Source organism: Rhizobium fabae, assembly GCF_003985135.1.
Taxonomy (GTDB): domain Bacteria; phylum Pseudomonadota; class Alphaproteobacteria; order Rhizobiales; family Rhizobiaceae; genus Rhizobium; species Rhizobium pisi.
The window spans coordinates 134,558-148,710 of record NZ_ML133653.1; the positions used below are offsets into that span (position 1 = coordinate 134,558).

Below are 14,153 nucleotides of genomic sequence, written 5' to 3' on the forward strand. Positions count from 1 at the left end.
GTGGAAGGGAGCCGGCGCGGCATGTCCCTTCGCCCCGCTTGCGGGGAGAAGGTGGTGGCAGCCGGATGAGGGGCAGCATCGACAATTCACTTGGGCCGGGATCACGATGAAGAACGAGATTTATCAGGCCGAACCCCGCCGAAGCGGGGTTCTTAGGCAGGTAAGCCGGGTCAGTTGTTATGCGCTGCGCAGGCTTCATCCATCGGTGTCGCATTGCTCGTGCCGCCCTGCGTCTGGAGCTTGGCAGAGTTATTGACCGGATTGCGGCACTTGGTCTTGTGCATCTTCATCGTGCTGTGGGTCGTGGAACCCGTCTTGGTCGAATCCGTTGCTATCGGCTTCTTGGTCTTCATTTTGGTGGTGGCGCCGCCGCCCTGGTCGGACTGGTTCTTGTCCATCGTTGCGCCTGTGGGAGCCGGATTGGACTGGGCGAAGGCTGACGTGGCCATGCCGAGAGCCAATAGCGAAGCCGCTATGAGTTTCATACGCATCCTGGTGTCCTCCTTGGGATCTTATGTGGTTGATCCCCTTCCAACCTCGCCGGGCGATCATTGTTCCCTTGATGCAGTCCGGAAATTTGGCTGCTTGCATTCAAATCTTCGGCACCGAAGTCAGTGCCTTGGGCAATTACTCAGATCCTCCGGTCGAAGAGCACCAGCGACTGGGCGTCCTTCAGGCGAAAGACCTGGGCGGGCCGATTGCTGGCGCGACGCATTTCGCCCTCGACGGGTTCCAGAAAATCGGCCTCGGCCATGCGTTTGCGAAAGGCCGATTTGTCGAGTTTACGGCCGAGAAGATGCTCATAGACCGACTGCAGCTCGCTCAGTGTGAAGCGGGCCGGCAGCAGATGGCCGGGCAGGTTCGAATATTCGACCTTGTTCCGGATGCGGGAAAGCGCCTCCTTGATGAGCAAGGCATGGTCGAAGGCGATGGGAAAGCCGACGCCGTCGCCCTCGACCGGCTGCCATTCGGCATCCCCGGCCATCGCATCCCGCCGCTCTTCGACGTCGTCGGCCGAGAGCAGCGCGATATAGACGATGCTGATGCTCCAGCCCCGCGGGTCCCGGCCGGCGCTGCCCGTCGTTTGCAGCTGTTCGAGATAGGGCGTTTCCACGCCGGTCTTTTCCTTCAGCACCCGGCGCGCCGCAGCCTCCAGATCCGCATCCTCGTCGATATGGATCCAGCCGCCGGGCAAGGCCCAGTCACCGGCAAAGGGTGCGCCCGCCCGCCGGATGAGGAGCACGGAAAGGCCCGCCGGCGACAGCGAGAAGATCGCGAGATCGACGGTCGCGATCGGTTTGAAGGCGTCATTGTCGTGGGTTGTCATTATCCAAACATACCACGCGTCAGCCTTAGTGTAAATCTTCAACTAAGTTAGTTGACATTTGTCACTAAGTCGTGTTTTTCTCCTTGTCGACACGGGCGAGGCTCCCGCGCAAACAAGGAAACGGACATGTTCGGACTGCGCTTCATCAAAACGGAACCCACGCAATACGTCATCCAGTATCAGAACGGCAACGCCGTCCGCGAAGGGGCGGGCCTGGCGTTCTGGCATTTTTCGCCATCGAGCTCGCTGGTGCTGGTGCCGACGGCCAGTGTCAACGATCCTTTCATCTTTCCTCTGGTGACATCGGATTTCCAGGAAGTGACCGTGCAGGGACAGATCACCTATCGCATCGCCGAGCCGCGCCGCACGGCGGCACTTCTGAATTTCACGCTCGATCGCAGGGGTGCTTACGTCTCGGAAGACCCGCAGAAGCTTTCGACCCGGGTGATCGACCGCGTCCAGGTGGCGATGCGCGCCGAGGTTCAGACGCTGTCGCTGAAGGAGGTTCTTGCCTCGGGCGAGGCGCTCGTCGCCGGTGTGGCCGAAGCGTTGAAAAAACACCCGACGATCGAAGCGCTTGGCCTTGAGATCCTCGGCCTGTCGCTGCTTGCCGTCACGCCGAAGGTCGAGACGGCCAGGGCGCTGGAAGCGCATGCGCGCGAGGCCCTGCTCGGGCAGGCCGACGAAGCCATCTATAGCAGGCGCAATGCCGCGATCGAACAGGAGCGGACGATCAAGGAGAACGAGATCGCCACCGAGATCACGCTGGAGAATAAGAGGCGGCAGGTGCGCGAAGCCCAGTTGGAAGCCGAGCGCGCCGTGCAGGAGCGGCAGCTGCAGATCCGGCGGGAAGAAATGGCCGGCAAGATCGCACTCGAGGAGCAGAACCGCGAACTGGTGGCGCTTGCGGCGACCAACGCCCAGGCCGAGGCCGATGCCCAGGCCTATGCGATGACGGTGATGATGAAATCCTTCCAGCAGGCCGATCCGAAAGTGCTGCAGGCGCTCGCCTCGGTCGGCATGAAGCCGGGCCAGCTGATGGCGCTCGCCTTCCGCGATCTCGCCGACAATGCGACGAAGATCGGCCAGCTGAACGTCTCGCCCGATCTTCTCAGGGAGATTTTGCAGCCGCAGGAGGGCAAGGACCGTGCCGGTCTCTGACGAACGCAAGATCATTCTGGTCATCAGGCCGACGCGGCTCGACGAGCTCATCGCCCGGTTCAACACGGTGCAGCAGGCGCAGTTCTATGTCGAACATCTCGGCGCCGATTTCAGCGATTATCTCGCCGAAAAGAAGCGATACGAAGCTGCTATCACAGAGGTGGAAGCGAGCCTGCGCGCGGTCGCCCGCGTGCAGCGCCTCGAGCGCCGCTACCTCGCGAACTTCGTCTTCGGCGCCGACGATGTCGTCGTGGTGCTCGGTCAGGACGGTCTGGTCGCCAACACGCTCAAATATCTCGACGGGCAGCCGGTTCTCGGCGTCAATCCCGATCCGATGCGCTGGGACGGCCTGCTGCTTCCCTTCAACACGAAGAGCCTTCCCCGGGTTATCGGCGAGGCGCTGAAAAACCGGCGGCCGATCAAGCGCGTCAGCATGGCCAAGGCGACGCTCAACACCGGAGCCGTCATCCATGCGGTCAACGATCTCTTCATCGGGCCGCAGAGCCACGTCTCGGCGCGTTATGTCCTGCATGCCGAGGATCGCGAGGAGCGCCAGTCCTCCAGCGGCATCATCGTCTCCACCGGCATGGGCTCGACCGGCTGGCTGAAGAGCCTCTATTCCGGCTGGATCGGAGCTGCGAGCACGCTCGGGATCGAACACGACCGCGCCACGCTTGATATGTCCTTCGCCTGGGACGCGGATTACCTGCGCTATTTCGTGCGCGAACCCTTTCCAAGCCGCACGACCGGCACCAGCATCGTCGCGGGTCTCGTCTCGGAATCCCAGCCGCTCACCATCGTCTCCGAAATGCCCGAACACGGCGTAATCTTCAGCGACGGCATCGAGGCGGATTTTCTTGAGTTCAACTCCGGAACCCGCGCGGTGGTGACGCTCGCCGAGCGACAAGGGGCGCTGGTCGTGTGAGGTCGGGTCGGGTCGACGGAACGCTGTTAAGAAGCGGCCGTCGGTCCAGGCGCTTTGTAATATCAGGGGCGGCGTTCCTGATGCCAGTTTTCGAACTCGGCCAAAGTGCGAACACCGTGGTCCATGACGGCTTCGTAGACAAGCGCGCTGGAAACTGTTCCTGCATTTTGCGGCCGCTCGACCAATGCGGTCTTAATGCGCAGGATCACCTCCCGATCCGCATCCGTCAGGCGAGGCAGCAGGGTCTTCAAGTGGGCGATGTCAGGCTGCCGGTCTGGTTGATCGACCAGCCAGATGTCGATGGTCCACAGTGTTTGATCCTGCATGTGAACAGATAGCCAGAGATAAAGGCCGTCCGGATACTTTTCCGGCTCTCTGTTCCATTTTCCGCTGTCATTGCGGAACCGCACCGCGACCACTCGTTCTGTCATCCGCATGAGGCGAGCGCCGATAGCAGTAAATGCTTCCATCGCCTGAGCGTTGATCTTGGGGCAGACGACCGTGATATCTATGTCTCGACGCACCATGAGTCCCATTGCCGCGCTTCCGACTCTGACAGGTTGCCCGAGATCGGCAAGAAGCTGGTCAAGCCGCAACGCTCGGACGACCTCATCGGCTTCGGCCTGCAGCCTCCGTTGGGCTTCGAGCAGATCAGACATTCTGCGTCTCCTTTCGCGTCCGGCCAACCCAGTTGATATCCGCATTGGTGGGTCAAATGCGTCACTAGGCAGGCTAGCTACTCGATTTGTTTTTCCATGAGGAAAGTGCGCTCCTCGCCATAGAGAACTTCGCGTACCTCATCGTAGCCGAGACGGGCATAGAAGTTTCTCGCGGTCAGAGACGCCGGAACACGCAATACCTCAATGCCGGCCTCACGAGCAGCGGCTTCCACTGTCTCCATGAGGCGCCGTCCAACACCCTGTCCTTGGGCCATTGGCGATACAAAGACGGTCCTTATCGTGTCCCCATCAAGACTTGCTGTGCCAACGATCTCGCCACCTTCGCGCGCGATCCAGACCACACGGTTTTCCATTAATCCAAGGACTGCTTCATGAGAGAAGTTTCCCACCACCCTCTCTATGACCTCGGCGGGATAGTCCATCGCATTGCTGACGCGAATTGTGTTTTGCACCAACTCGCTGATTGCAGCGGCCTCATTGCGTGGCGCGTATTGGATTTCGATTTGCCCCGTCATGCCGCGATTGCTTTGAAGCGAACCAAAATCGCCGGCCGCGATGCTCAAGATATGATGGTGAATTGCCGCTGCACTGGCTTCCGCTGTTTTTAAGGTGTCATCCAGATTCAGAGTAAATTGATGTCCGGGATCGAGGACCTGAGATCGTCTGCTTTTCTCCCGGGAAGCCTGCGCGTCAATCGACTTTAACCGCTCGCGACGCGCCGGTGTGGTAACGCGCCGCGCAAGCTCCTCCTCATCGCAAGGCAATCTCACCGGCACCAGCAACGCCTCGCATTGTCGGGCCGCGCCGGCGATCTGCTCAAACGTGCGACTACTGCGCTCGTCGCCGTCTGTGCCGGCATGTGTGAAGATGAAATTTGCCGAGGGAGGGCCGTAGGCGACGATTGCGTCCAGAACGGCTTGCCGAACTCTTCCGGTGTATTCCCATATCCCATTCGGAAGGGGTGTCGTCCCGTCGTCGTCGAGCAGACGCAGTATCGGGTTATTGAACCAATGACTATCAATGACCTTTGCAGCCAGAAGTGGGCTTAATTCCCTTGCGATCGTCAGCTTTCCGACACCGGGAAAGCCCATCAGCAGAACGAATAGTTTCATGGCATTTTGTTTTCTGCTGTCTTTCCCTCGACGATGGCGGCCAGGACTTCCCTGACCATGATGTCCTTGCCCACGTCGCGGGAGAGAACCGTGAGATCGGCTTCCTGATAGATTGGATAGCGCTCATTCATCAGGTTCTCGAGGGTCTGTTTCGGATTCTCGGTCTTGAGTAGCGGTCGTTCGTCATGTCTGTTGACGCGGTTCCACAGCAGGTCGAGATCGGCCTTCAGCCAGACGGAAAGGCTGCCGCACTTGACGTGCTCGCGCGTACTCTCGTTGATGAAGGCGCCGCCCCCTGTCGAGACGACACGTGGGCCATCCCGGAGGAGGCGTTTGATGACACGCGTTTCCAGCGCCCGGAACTCCAGCTCACCATAGGCGGCAAAGAGTTCGGTAATCGTCATGCGCGAGACGCGCTCGATCTCGGCATCGGAATCGACGAAGGGAATGCCGAGCTGCTGTGCAACCGGCCGGCCAATCGAGGACTTCCCTACCCCCATCAGTCCGACAAGGACGAGATTGCGCTGACCCAGCGCGGCGCGCGCCCTGTCCTTAAGGCTTTCGGCAGGGGTCGGGACTTGTTCACGCATCGGCCCACTCACAATTTCCTTGGAAAATGTATCAGCAAAGGCGCCGATAGCGTCAAGGCGCCGATCGAGAATACGTCTCGGTCAGGGAATGCAGGCCATTCAATAACATATTGATTTTGTTTTGCTGCTACTGTTTGCAGAAGCGATATCGACCTTAGCTTCCGTTACAGAGGCGGGCGATCACGAGGTGGTCCGGTCGTGGCGAAACCGCTTACGCCTTTCCGCCGTCCCGCTCCGGCTCTCAAAGCCGTGTCACGGCTGGTATAACACCGCGCGGCATGGCAACCATAACTGAGGCGCTTCCGTTATCCATCGCCTGCATTCTCTCGTATCGACAATTCACGGACCCAAATGGAAGAACAGCCGCCATCAAGCGAACCGTCGAGCGTCTTTCGCAAGGTGGGCGGGCGCTTCTTTCGTTCGGTCCTTGTCGAACGCCTCGATCATGTGCTCGACCCTCCCGTTGCGACGAGTGCGGGCCGCTATCACCGGCTCGGTCAGCCTGCCCTCTATATGAGCGCCTCGGCCGAATGGGCGATCATGGCGATTTCGGGTTATATGCGCGAAGACGGGCGGCGGCGCCTTGTTGCGCCGCTGTCGGTCGGCGACGCTTCGTGCTCGACCAGCATGACCAGCAGGCTTGTGAGCGCCTCGGCATCGACCGCAACGCATCCAATCTGTCCTGGCGCGCCGCATTGGCCGCCGGCAAGGAACCGCCGTCATGGCGCACGGCCGATGCCGCCAGAGCGGCGGGTGCCGATGGCATCATCGATCGATCGAGATCGATCCCCGGAGGCTGGCATCTCAATCTGTTTCACTGGAATGCGCTCGGGGGTCCGTCTGTCGAAGTGAGTGGCGATCCGGTCGAGATTGCGCTGTCGGAAGATGGCCCGAAGTGGGGCTTGTAGCCGAGGCCGGACTCTCGGCAAAACGCGCATGGGTCCGTGCCGTTCACCTGTCGCCCGGCTCGTTGTCCGCGGCCGCTGACGAAACCAATCCGCGCTGGGCGCGCTTCACGCCGTCGGGAAGCTGGACCCACTCATGTCTGGATTGTTCGTAGACGGAAAGCAGGGGCGGTGGAAAGGACGGGTCTGCGAAAGCCCCGACGGCGATGCCGCAGAGGTCCGCATTGAAATCGCCTTCCCAGTACAATGACGTCCCGCAATTCGGGCAGAAGTGAAATCGAACCCTCCGACCTTCCGCAGCGTCGCGCTCGAACACCTTCCACTCTCCCTCGACCGTCACCTCGGCCTTCGCAAAGATCGCGCCGCTGCTCGCTACCGCACCGGTTCGGCGCTGGCAGTCCCGGCAATGGCACAGGGTTACCGTGAGAGGGTCGCCTGACGTCTTCGCGCGGAGTGATCCGCAATGGCATTGCGCAATTCTATCCATCTGTCACCTCGCTTGCTTGCCTGTTGATCCTGTTCGGGCGCTACGGTCAATCAGAAATGTCGGGGGATTTTCGCAGACGTCCGGGAGTGCCTCAGTAGGTGCGCCTTGTTCCGATGGGAGGAGCAATGCTGAGGCGTGTCCTTCGAGGCTCCGGCCTTTGGCCTGCGCACTTCAGGACGAGGGGCGCTGGAAAATGTTGCGCCCGAGAGGCGTTGCATGATGCGGGGGGCAATTGCCCCCCCCCGCCTCCGGCGTCGAAGGAGCAGAAGCCCGGCGCGGGAGAGATGCGCCGGGCTTCGATAGTGACCGACAGCATGGGAGGAGGAATGCTGTCCATCGGGCCGAAGCGGCTAAGGAGGGGTGCAGCGCTTCGGTTCGTCCAGGAGGTAGTACCGCAATGCGGCAAATTCAAGCCAGGCGGTTGCGTCGATTTCGCGCAGGCGGTGCTGCGGAACAGGCGGCGGTATACGCGGCTTCTGGTTGCCCGTGTGATCAGTTGGCAAATGGCGTTGTCCGCGGACAACTTGGCCAGATGCGCTTCTTGATCGGCGCCTGCCAGGGCGTGCGAAGCTGTCGCCCGCTGACGTCGGAAGAAGCGTCGAAGGCTAGGCGCTTCTCCCGCGTCAGACTATTGTTCCGGGGATATCTCGATCATCCGTTGTCCGCGGACAACCGGATGATTGGGGGCCCCTCACCTGTAGATTCTCAAGCGCCCATGGTCCGGATCGATCGCTGCTGATAGGTACGGTGCCGCTTCTGCCGCCTCACTGGCCGCTATCGGAAGGAGGCACCCTAGGTGGCTTCCTGCTTGTATGTTAACGGTCGATATGTCGTCGTGTGGGGAAATCCGATGGGCAGGAAGCTTGCAGCTATTCTTGCGCCCGACGTCGTTGGGTATTCAACGCTGATGGAGCGTGACGAGACGGGGAGGTTCGAGCGGCACCGCGATGCGCAAGGCAGTGATCGAGCCGGAAACCGCGAAGCGGCGCGGCTGCGTCTTCAAGCTCATAGGTGACGGGCTGCTTGCCGAATTCGGCAGTGTCGTGGATGCGGTGGAGTGCGCCGTGTCGCTGCAGCGGGCGCTGGACGAGCGCAACGCCGATGTGCCGCAAAACGAACGGCTGGAACTGAGAATAGGGCTCAATCTCGGTGAAGTTGTCGTCGACGGTGACGATCGCTATGGCGAAGGCGTCAACGCGTCGGTGCAACTGCAGCCGCTCGCCGATCCCGGCGGCATCTGCATCTCCGGCAACGTCGTGAGCGAGGTTGAAGAGACGCTTTCCTTCGGTTTCGAATCCATGGACGCGCAACAGGTCAAGAACATTGCCGAGCCGATCGCGGTGTACCGCCTCGTGCAGGAAGGCACTTCCCCGAAATGCGGCTGGCGACGCCTCCTGCCTCGCCAAACAACCCATCGATAGCCGTACTGGCTTTCGAAAATATGGGCGGCGATCCGGAGCGGGAGTATTTCGCCGATGGATTGGTCTAGGATGCCATTGCCAATCTTTCGAAAATTCCGAGCCTGTTCGCTATCCGCGCGAAACTCCAGCTTCGCCTACAAAGGCAGGACCATCGACGTCAGGCAGATCGCCCGAGAGCTGGGCGTCCGCTACGTGCTGGAAGGCAGTATCCGGCAAGCGGCAAACCGGCTGCGCATTACTGCACAGCTGATCGAGTGGAGGGACGCAACCCATATCTGGGTCGACAGATTCGAGGGCGCGGCCTAAGACATTTTCGACCTGCAGGATCAGCTGACTGAACGCATCGTCGGCACGCTTGAGCCGACGCTCCGGCGCGCTGAGATCGAGCGGGCGCGCCGCAAACGCCCGGATAGCCTGGACGGTTATGACTTTTTCCTCCGCGCTTTGCCGCACAGCTATGCCAATAGGCCAACGGAGACCACTGAGGCGGACCCTGCGGTTGCTCAGCGAGGCGTTGCGTCTTGATCCCAACTACGCCTGTGCCCATGGCTATGCCGCCTGGGGATATGAACGGCGTTTCCTGCGTGGCGGCTTCCATCCCGAGGACAGAGCCGCGGCGATCCGGCACGCCGATGCGGCACTCGCCACCGGCGGGGATGATCCGCAGGCGCTTTGCCTCGGAGGATTCGTCCATGCCACGATCACCCATGATTATGAGCGCTCCATCAATGCACTCGACAGGGCGTTGATGCTGGACGGCAATTCGTCGCTCGCCTACGGGCTGAGCGCGATGGTGCACATGTTCAACGAAACCCATGACCAGTCGCGCAATCACGCATTCAAGGCGCCTCGGCTCAGTCCGCTCGATCGGATGAACTATCACTCCTATCTCGCATTGGCCTGGGTCAGCCTGTTTACCGCGCCGTTTGAGGATGCGGTGAGATATTCCGTGCTGGGAACCCAGGTCAATCCCGGCTTCAGCATCCTCCATGCCAGCCTTGTGGCTAGCTACGCCAATCGCGATCGGCTGGAGGCTGCGCGAACAGCGGCCGGGCGACTGCTGGAGATCGCGCCGGGCTGGATGATCAGCGAGTTCGTGCGAATGGATGTGGAGCGGTCGCAGCTCATGGGTGGCCTGGCGTCGGCGTTGCGCAAGGCCGGATTGCCGGAATAAGATTGCCTGCTGTCTTCCGGTTCGGCCGGTTGCCGCTGGCGCCGAGCGAGCGCTCCGACCTGATTTCGGCAAGCGGAATTCGGGTCCGAAAGCGCAGTTTTGAAGAGGTTTCGCGCCCAAATTTACGGCCTCCAAGACCGAAAGGCGCGACACTGGCGACGACGTCGAAGCGATAGCCATCCCGGAGTAACGAAACCAAACGCCATTTTCGGTTCCGTTGCATAAAAGAGATCAAACAAAATCAGCGGCTTACAACTGGGATGCCAATCGGAATTCCCAATTCGCTTGGGCCCTGATCACCGCCGCAGAACCCCTCCCCTGCCCCGAACCTCCACGGCCAAGCAACGGCTTGCATCCTTTTGGCGGCCCCCGGCGTTATCCCCGCAGCAGATCGGAGGATAAGCCATGGCGGACGTGCTGCGCCTCAACAGGTTTTCCATCGCGGCCGCGATGATGGCCGCGGCGATCGGTGCGTTTGTCGTGGTGCAGACAAGACGGCGGGATTCCTTTGCCGCCGCAGTCGGGGCGGGCAAGGCGGGAGACGACCATGGGCGCAGCGCCGCCACACCGGAGGCCATTCCGGCGCGCGGACTGCGCGACGTGTTCTGGCGCGCCTTTCATGAAATCCTCGACGACCGGGTGACGTTGATTGCGGCGGGCGTGACCTTTTATCTGCTGCTCGCGTTGTTTCCCGCTTTGGCGGCTTTAGTGTCGCTCTACGGGCTGGTTGCCGATCCGGTGACGATTTCAGAACATCTGCGCGAGCTCGCCATCCTCCTGCCGCCCGGCGCCTTCGACCTTCTTGCCGACCAGATCAAGGCGCTTGTCGAAAAGCGCGACAGCACGCTCGGCATTACCTTCTTCGTCGGTCTCGCGATTGCGCTCTGGAGCACCCATAGCGGCACGCTGTCGATTTTCGACGCGATGAACATCGCCTATGAGGAGCGAGAGAAACGCAGCCTCGTGCGGCTCAACCTGATCGGCCTCTGCTTCACCTTGTGCGCCATGGTTTTCGCAGTCCTCATGGTGGCGCTCGTCGGCGTGATGCCCGTCGTGCTTTCCTATCTCTGGCTCGACCAGTTCAAGGAGGACATAGCGCTTCTCTTGCGGTGGCCGCTGCTTCTCTTCATCGTCGCGGCAGCGGTGACCCTGATCTATCGCTTCGGCCCGAGCCGCGAGCCCGCCAGGGTTCGGTGGATGACGTGGGGCGCGGGGCTGACCACCTTCGCCTGGGCCATCATGTCGATCGGCTTCTCCTTCTATCTCGATCATTTTGCCAATTACAACGCCACCTACGGCACGCTCGGCGCGCTGGTCGGTTTTCTCATCTGGATCTGGCTTTCCGTCGTCATTCTCATCGTTGGAGCCGAACTCAATGCCGAGCTGGAGCATCAAACGGCAAAGGACACGACGACCGGGCCTCCGCTGCCGATGGGCGCGCGGGGAGCCTATGTCGCGGACACTCTGGGCGAGACGGTGAGTTGATCGTTAAGGAGCCTTATCGAAGGCTGCTCCCGCGATTCAGTTTTGATGTATTTTGTGCTTCGGCACGTCGACAGAGGAGACGATCATGACCGCCCCGCATCCGTCCAAAACCCATATCGGCAATCATGCACTGCATCCCGAAACGCAGATGCTGAATTACGGCTACGATCCCGAACTCTCGGAAGGGGCGGTCAAGCCGCCGGTGTTCCTCACCTCCACCTTCGTCTTCAATTCGGCCGAGGATGGCCGCGATTTCTTCGACTACGTCTCGGGCCGGCGCGAGCCGCCGGCGGGCAAGGGCGCGGGCCTCGTCTATTCGCGCTTCAATCATCCCAATAGCGAGATCGTCGAGGACCGGCTCGCCGTCTATGAGCGGACGGAAAGCGGCGTGCTGTTTTCCTCAGGGATGGCGGCGATCGCCACCACGCTTCTCGCCTTCGTGCGTCCCGGCGATGCGATCCTGCATTCGCAGCCGCTCTACGGCGGCACCGAAACCCTGCTGGCAAAAACCTTCCTCAACCTCGGCGTCGCTGCCGTCGGCTTTGCCGATGGCGTCAGCGAGGGGTCGGTGCAGAAGGCGGCGGATGAGGCCGTTGCCAAGGGCCGGGTCTCCGTCATCCTGATCGAGACGCCCGCCAACCCGACCAACAGCCTGGTCGATGTCGCGATGATCCGGCGCGTGGCCGATGCGATCGGCGCAAGGCAGGGGCATACGCCGATCGTCGTCTGCGACAACACGCTGCTCGGGCCGGTCTTCCAGCGGCCGATCGAGCACGGCGCCGATATCTCCCTCTATTCGCTGACCAAATATGTCGGCGGCCATTCCGATCTCATCGCCGGGGCGGTTCTCGGCCGCAAGGAGATCGTCAAGCAGGTCAAGGCGCTGCGCGGCGCGATCGGCACGCAGCTCGATCCGCATTCCTGCTGGATGCTCGGCCGGTCGCTGGAAACACTGCAGCTGCGCATGGAGCGGGCCAACAACAATGCGCGCGCCGTCGCCGATTTCCTGCGCGAGCACCCGAAGGTCGAGAAGGTTCACTATCTCTCTTACCACGATCCGGATTCGCCGCTGGGGCGCACCTTCACCGCGCAATGCACTGGCGCCGGCTCGACCTTCTCCTTCGATATCCGCGGCGGCCAGCCGGCCTCCTTCAAATTCCTGAACGCGCTGCAGGTCTTCAAGCTCGCCGTCAGCCTCGGCGGCACGGAGTCGCTTGCAAGCCACCCGGCCACGATGACGCATTCCGGCGTGCCCGCCGATGTGCGCCAGCGGATCGGCGTTCTGGAATCGACCATCCGGCTGTCGATCGGCATCGAGCATCCGGATGATCTGGTGGCGGATCTGGAGCTGGCGCTGCAGGGCGCCTGATGCGGCGGGAGAAATCGATGCCCGGCGGCGCCGGGCATCGGCGCGACGTCACTTGTCGTCTGTCGTCAGTTCCGTCTCGTCGGTGTTCAGCACGAAGACCGCAAGCAGGCGCGCCGGCTTTGTCTTGCTGGCGTTCTTGCTGACGGCGTGATGATCGCCCGGAAATTCGGGAAAGCTTTCGCCTGCCTTATAGACTTTCTCCGGCCCGTCATTCACCTTGCTAGTGATCGCCCCTTCAAGAACGGTGGCGTAGATGAAGGCCGAGGCCGGGTGCGTATGGCCGGGCGACGAGCCGCCCGGCCCATATTCGACGAGCACGGCCTTCATGCTCTTGCCGGGAACATTGGGAAGCTTCTGGTCGAAAACGACGCGAACCTTCGCGTCGCCGCCTGCGGCGTGAGCCTGCGTGCCGGCGGCAAGGACAATGGCGAGTGCTGCCGCCGAGATCATTTTTCTGAGCATGTCTGTCTCCTCAGTTGATGGGAATGGTCGTCAGGTGCCCGGTATCAGGCGGTCTTTTTCTGGGGCGGCTGCCGGCTCAGCCAGTCGTCGAAGCGGATCCGGCCGAGCCGCGCATTGGGTCCGGTCACAAGCGAATTGTCTTCGAGCTCGACGCCGAAATAGCGGGCATGCGGATCGGCCACCACTTGGCGCGGATCGTTCGTCGCCTTGAAAAGGCGCGTGATGATTTCGGTGAGGCGGACTTTCTCCGGTCCGCCGATCTCGATTGTGCCGTTGACGGGTGCCGCAAGCGCCACCTCGGCCATGACGTCGGCGACATCGTCGGAGGCGATCGGCTGCACATAGGCCGGCGACAGATGCACCATCTGGCCTACTGTGCCCGACTGGGCGATGCCTGCCATGAACTCATGAAACTGGGTGGAGTGCACGATGGTGTAGGGAATGCCGGAACTCTTGATCAGCTGCTCCTGAGCCATCTTGGCGCGCATGTAGCCGCTGCCCTGAAGGCGCTCCATGCCGACGATCGAGAGCGCGATGTGATGCTTCACGCCGGCGTCGGCCGCAGCCTTCAGCAGGTTGCGACCCGAGGTCTGGAAGAATTCGAGAACCGCCTTGTCCTCGAAGGAGGGGGAGTTGGCGAGGTCGAGCACCACCTGCGCGCCGGCGAGCGCTTCGGCGAGCCCCTTGCCGGTGATCGTGTCGACGCCCGAATTCGGCGAGGCCGGAAGGACGTCGTGCCCCTTGCTGCGCAATCTTTCCACGGTCTTCGAGCCGATGAGGCCGGTGCCACCGATAATGACGATCTTCATGGGTAGTCTCCTTGTCCTAGCGAGGAATGTCCTCTGTTGACGTGCCTTTGCCGGCTTGCCGTTGCTAATTTGAAGCAGAGCAGGAACTGCTCGGAATGCCGGGATCGCATGCCGGGAGAGGCAAGCGACCTTCATCGGTCGTGACCGACAGGCAGAAGAATGCGCCGGATCGCGGCCCCGAACCATTCTCCCTCAGTCGCTGTCGCCCTATGCGAAGGCTGTAGGCCGGCTCGCCCTGCGATCGAG

16 protein-coding genes and 1 pseudogene are annotated in these 14,153 nt (G+C 61.5%); 8 read left to right on the forward strand and 9 right to left on the reverse strand.

All coding sequences use genetic code 11. The annotated features are described in order from the left end of the window. Positions 1-170 precede the first annotated feature (170 nt). Entirely contained in the window at positions 171-491 is a 321-nt protein-coding gene (locus EFB14_RS19610) for a hypothetical protein (RefSeq protein WP_125849014.1), read from the reverse strand. 140 nt (positions 492-631) lie between these two features. Then, positions 632-1,327: an NUDIX hydrolase gene (locus tag EFB14_RS19615; protein ID WP_126828164.1), complete on the reverse strand. Its 696-nt coding sequence runs from the start codon at positions 1,325-1,327 to the stop codon at positions 632-634. 126 nt (positions 1,328-1,453) lie between these two features. On the opposite strand from EFB14_RS19615, the gene EFB14_RS19620 reads away from it, so the two are divergent. Further along, positions 1,454-2,488 carry an SPFH domain-containing protein gene (locus EFB14_RS19620; RefSeq protein ID WP_126828166.1) on the forward strand — a complete coding sequence of 345 codons (1,035 nt, stop codon included), beginning with the start codon at positions 1,454-1,456 and terminating at the stop codon, positions 2,486-2,488. Beyond that, positions 2,475-3,413 (forward strand): diacylglycerol kinase catalytic domain-containing protein, encoded by a 939-nt coding sequence (locus tag EFB14_RS19625; RefSeq protein ID WP_126828168.1) that lies wholly within the window; start codon positions 2,475-2,477, stop codon positions 3,411-3,413. Before EFB14_RS19620 ends, EFB14_RS19625 begins: the two co-directional genes overlap by 14 nt. Positions 3,414-3,475: 62 nt before the next feature. Here EFB14_RS19625 and EFB14_RS19630 read toward each other — a convergent pair whose 3' ends face one another. From EFB14_RS19630 to EFB14_RS19645, 4 genes and pseudogenes are all read right to left on the reverse strand, one after another. Then, complete coding sequence (locus EFB14_RS19630) at positions 3,476-4,072, reverse strand: hypothetical protein (protein WP_126828170.1); 597 nt, start codon at positions 4,070-4,072, stop codon at positions 3,476-3,478. A 77-nt stretch (positions 4,073-4,149) separates the two neighbouring features. Further along, entirely contained in the window at positions 4,150-4,608 is a 459-nt protein-coding gene (locus EFB14_RS33445) for a GNAT family N-acetyltransferase (RefSeq protein WP_126828497.1), read from the reverse strand. 24 nt (positions 4,609-4,632) lie between these two features. Beyond that, positions 4,633-5,205: pseudogene (locus tag EFB14_RS19640) on the reverse strand (phosphotransferase-like protein); the annotation flags it as partial. Further along, positions 5,202-5,795, reverse strand: coding sequence for a shikimate kinase (locus EFB14_RS19645; RefSeq protein WP_126828172.1), 594 nt, complete (start codon positions 5,793-5,795; stop codon positions 5,202-5,204). The pseudogene EFB14_RS19640 and the gene EFB14_RS19645, both read right to left, overlap by 4 nt. Positions 5,796-6,409: 614 nt before the next feature. Between EFB14_RS19645 and EFB14_RS33450 the strand changes: the two genes are divergently transcribed. After that, the gene (locus tag EFB14_RS33450) at positions 6,410-6,703 is read left to right on the forward strand and encodes an RES domain-containing protein (RefSeq protein ID WP_245438259.1); all 294 of its coding nucleotides are present in this window, start codon (positions 6,410-6,412) and stop codon (positions 6,701-6,703) included. Between the two features lie 43 nt (positions 6,704-6,746). On the opposite strand, the gene EFB14_RS19655 is transcribed toward EFB14_RS33450, so the two are convergent. Continuing rightward, entirely contained in the window at positions 6,747-7,187 is a 441-nt protein-coding gene (locus tag EFB14_RS19655) for a GFA family protein (RefSeq protein ID WP_126828174.1), read from the reverse strand. A gap of 947 nt (positions 7,188-8,134) precedes the next feature. Here EFB14_RS19655 and EFB14_RS19660 point away from each other — a divergent pair. The 5 genes from EFB14_RS19660 to EFB14_RS19680 all read left to right on the forward strand — a co-directional run bounded on the left by EFB14_RS19660 (position 8,135) and on the right by EFB14_RS19680 (position 12,636). Continuing rightward, the gene (locus EFB14_RS19660) at positions 8,135-8,608 is read left to right on the forward strand and encodes an adenylate/guanylate cyclase domain-containing protein (protein ID WP_126828176.1); all 474 of its coding nucleotides are present in this window, start codon (positions 8,135-8,137) and stop codon (positions 8,606-8,608) included. A gap of 69 nt (positions 8,609-8,677) precedes the next feature. Then, the gene (locus EFB14_RS19665; protein ID WP_126828178.1) at positions 8,678-8,914 is read left to right on the forward strand and encodes a hypothetical protein; all 237 of its coding nucleotides are present in this window, start codon (positions 8,678-8,680) and stop codon (positions 8,912-8,914) included. A 193-nt stretch (positions 8,915-9,107) separates the two neighbouring features. Next, the gene (locus tag EFB14_RS19670; protein WP_126828180.1) at positions 9,108-9,782 is read left to right on the forward strand and encodes a hypothetical protein; all 675 of its coding nucleotides are present in this window, start codon (positions 9,108-9,110) and stop codon (positions 9,780-9,782) included. Between the two features lie 405 nt (positions 9,783-10,187). Then, complete coding sequence (locus tag EFB14_RS19675) at positions 10,188-11,267, forward strand: YihY/virulence factor BrkB family protein (RefSeq protein WP_126828182.1); 1,080 nt, start codon at positions 10,188-10,190, stop codon at positions 11,265-11,267. An 85-nt stretch (positions 11,268-11,352) separates the two neighbouring features. After that, positions 11,353-12,636 (forward strand): cystathionine gamma-synthase family protein, encoded by a 1,284-nt coding sequence (locus EFB14_RS19680; RefSeq protein WP_125848994.1) that lies wholly within the window; start codon positions 11,353-11,355, stop codon positions 12,634-12,636. Between the two features lie 48 nt (positions 12,637-12,684). Here the strand turns inward: EFB14_RS19680 and EFB14_RS19685 are convergent, their stop codons facing one another. Further along, the gene (locus tag EFB14_RS19685) at positions 12,685-13,098 is read right to left on the reverse strand and encodes a cupin domain-containing protein (protein ID WP_126828184.1); all 414 of its coding nucleotides are present in this window, start codon (positions 13,096-13,098) and stop codon (positions 12,685-12,687) included. Positions 13,099-13,142: 44 nt separating this feature from the next. Next, positions 13,143-13,907 carry an SDR family oxidoreductase gene (locus tag EFB14_RS19690; protein ID WP_125848990.1) on the reverse strand — a complete coding sequence of 255 codons (765 nt, stop codon included), beginning with the start codon at positions 13,905-13,907 and terminating at the stop codon, positions 13,143-13,145. Positions 13,908-14,153: the final 246 nt, after the last annotated feature.

Coding starts and splice junctions, on each gene's coding strand:
- EFB14_RS19610 (WP_125849014.1), bottom strand. CDS start 491: ATGCGTATGAAACTCATAGCGGCTTCGCTATTGGCTCTCGGCATGGCC.
- EFB14_RS19615 (WP_126828164.1), bottom strand. CDS start 1,327: ATGACAACCCACGACAATGACGCCTTCAAACCGATCGCGACCGTCGAT.
- EFB14_RS19620 (WP_126828166.1), top strand. CDS start 1,454: ATGTTCGGACTGCGCTTCATCAAAACGGAACCCACGCAATACGTCATC.
- EFB14_RS19630 (WP_126828170.1), bottom strand. CDS start 4,072: ATGTCTGATCTGCTCGAAGCCCAACGGAGGCTGCAGGCCGAAGCCGAT.
- EFB14_RS33445 (WP_126828497.1), bottom strand. CDS start 4,608: ATGACGGGGCAAATCGAAATCCAATACGCGCCACGCAATGAGGCCGCT.
- EFB14_RS19645 (WP_126828172.1), bottom strand. CDS start 5,795: ATGCGTGAACAAGTCCCGACCCCTGCCGAAAGCCTTAAGGACAGGGCG.
- EFB14_RS19655 (WP_126828174.1), bottom strand. CDS start 7,187: ATGGATAGAATTGCGCAATGCCATTGCGGATCACTCCGCGCGAAGACG.
- EFB14_RS19660 (WP_126828176.1), top strand. CDS start 8,135: ATGCGCAAGGCAGTGATCGAGCCGGAAACCGCGAAGCGGCGCGGCTGC.
- EFB14_RS19665 (WP_126828178.1), top strand. CDS start 8,678: ATGCCATTGCCAATCTTTCGAAAATTCCGAGCCTGTTCGCTATCCGCG.
- EFB14_RS19675 (WP_126828182.1), top strand. CDS start 10,188: ATGGCGGACGTGCTGCGCCTCAACAGGTTTTCCATCGCGGCCGCGATG.
- EFB14_RS19680 (WP_125848994.1), top strand. CDS start 11,353: ATGACCGCCCCGCATCCGTCCAAAACCCATATCGGCAATCATGCACTG.
- EFB14_RS19685 (WP_126828184.1), bottom strand. CDS start 13,098: ATGCTCAGAAAAATGATCTCGGCGGCAGCACTCGCCATTGTCCTTGCC.
- EFB14_RS19690 (WP_125848990.1), bottom strand. CDS start 13,907: ATGAAGATCGTCATTATCGGTGGCACCGGCCTCATCGGCTCGAAGACC.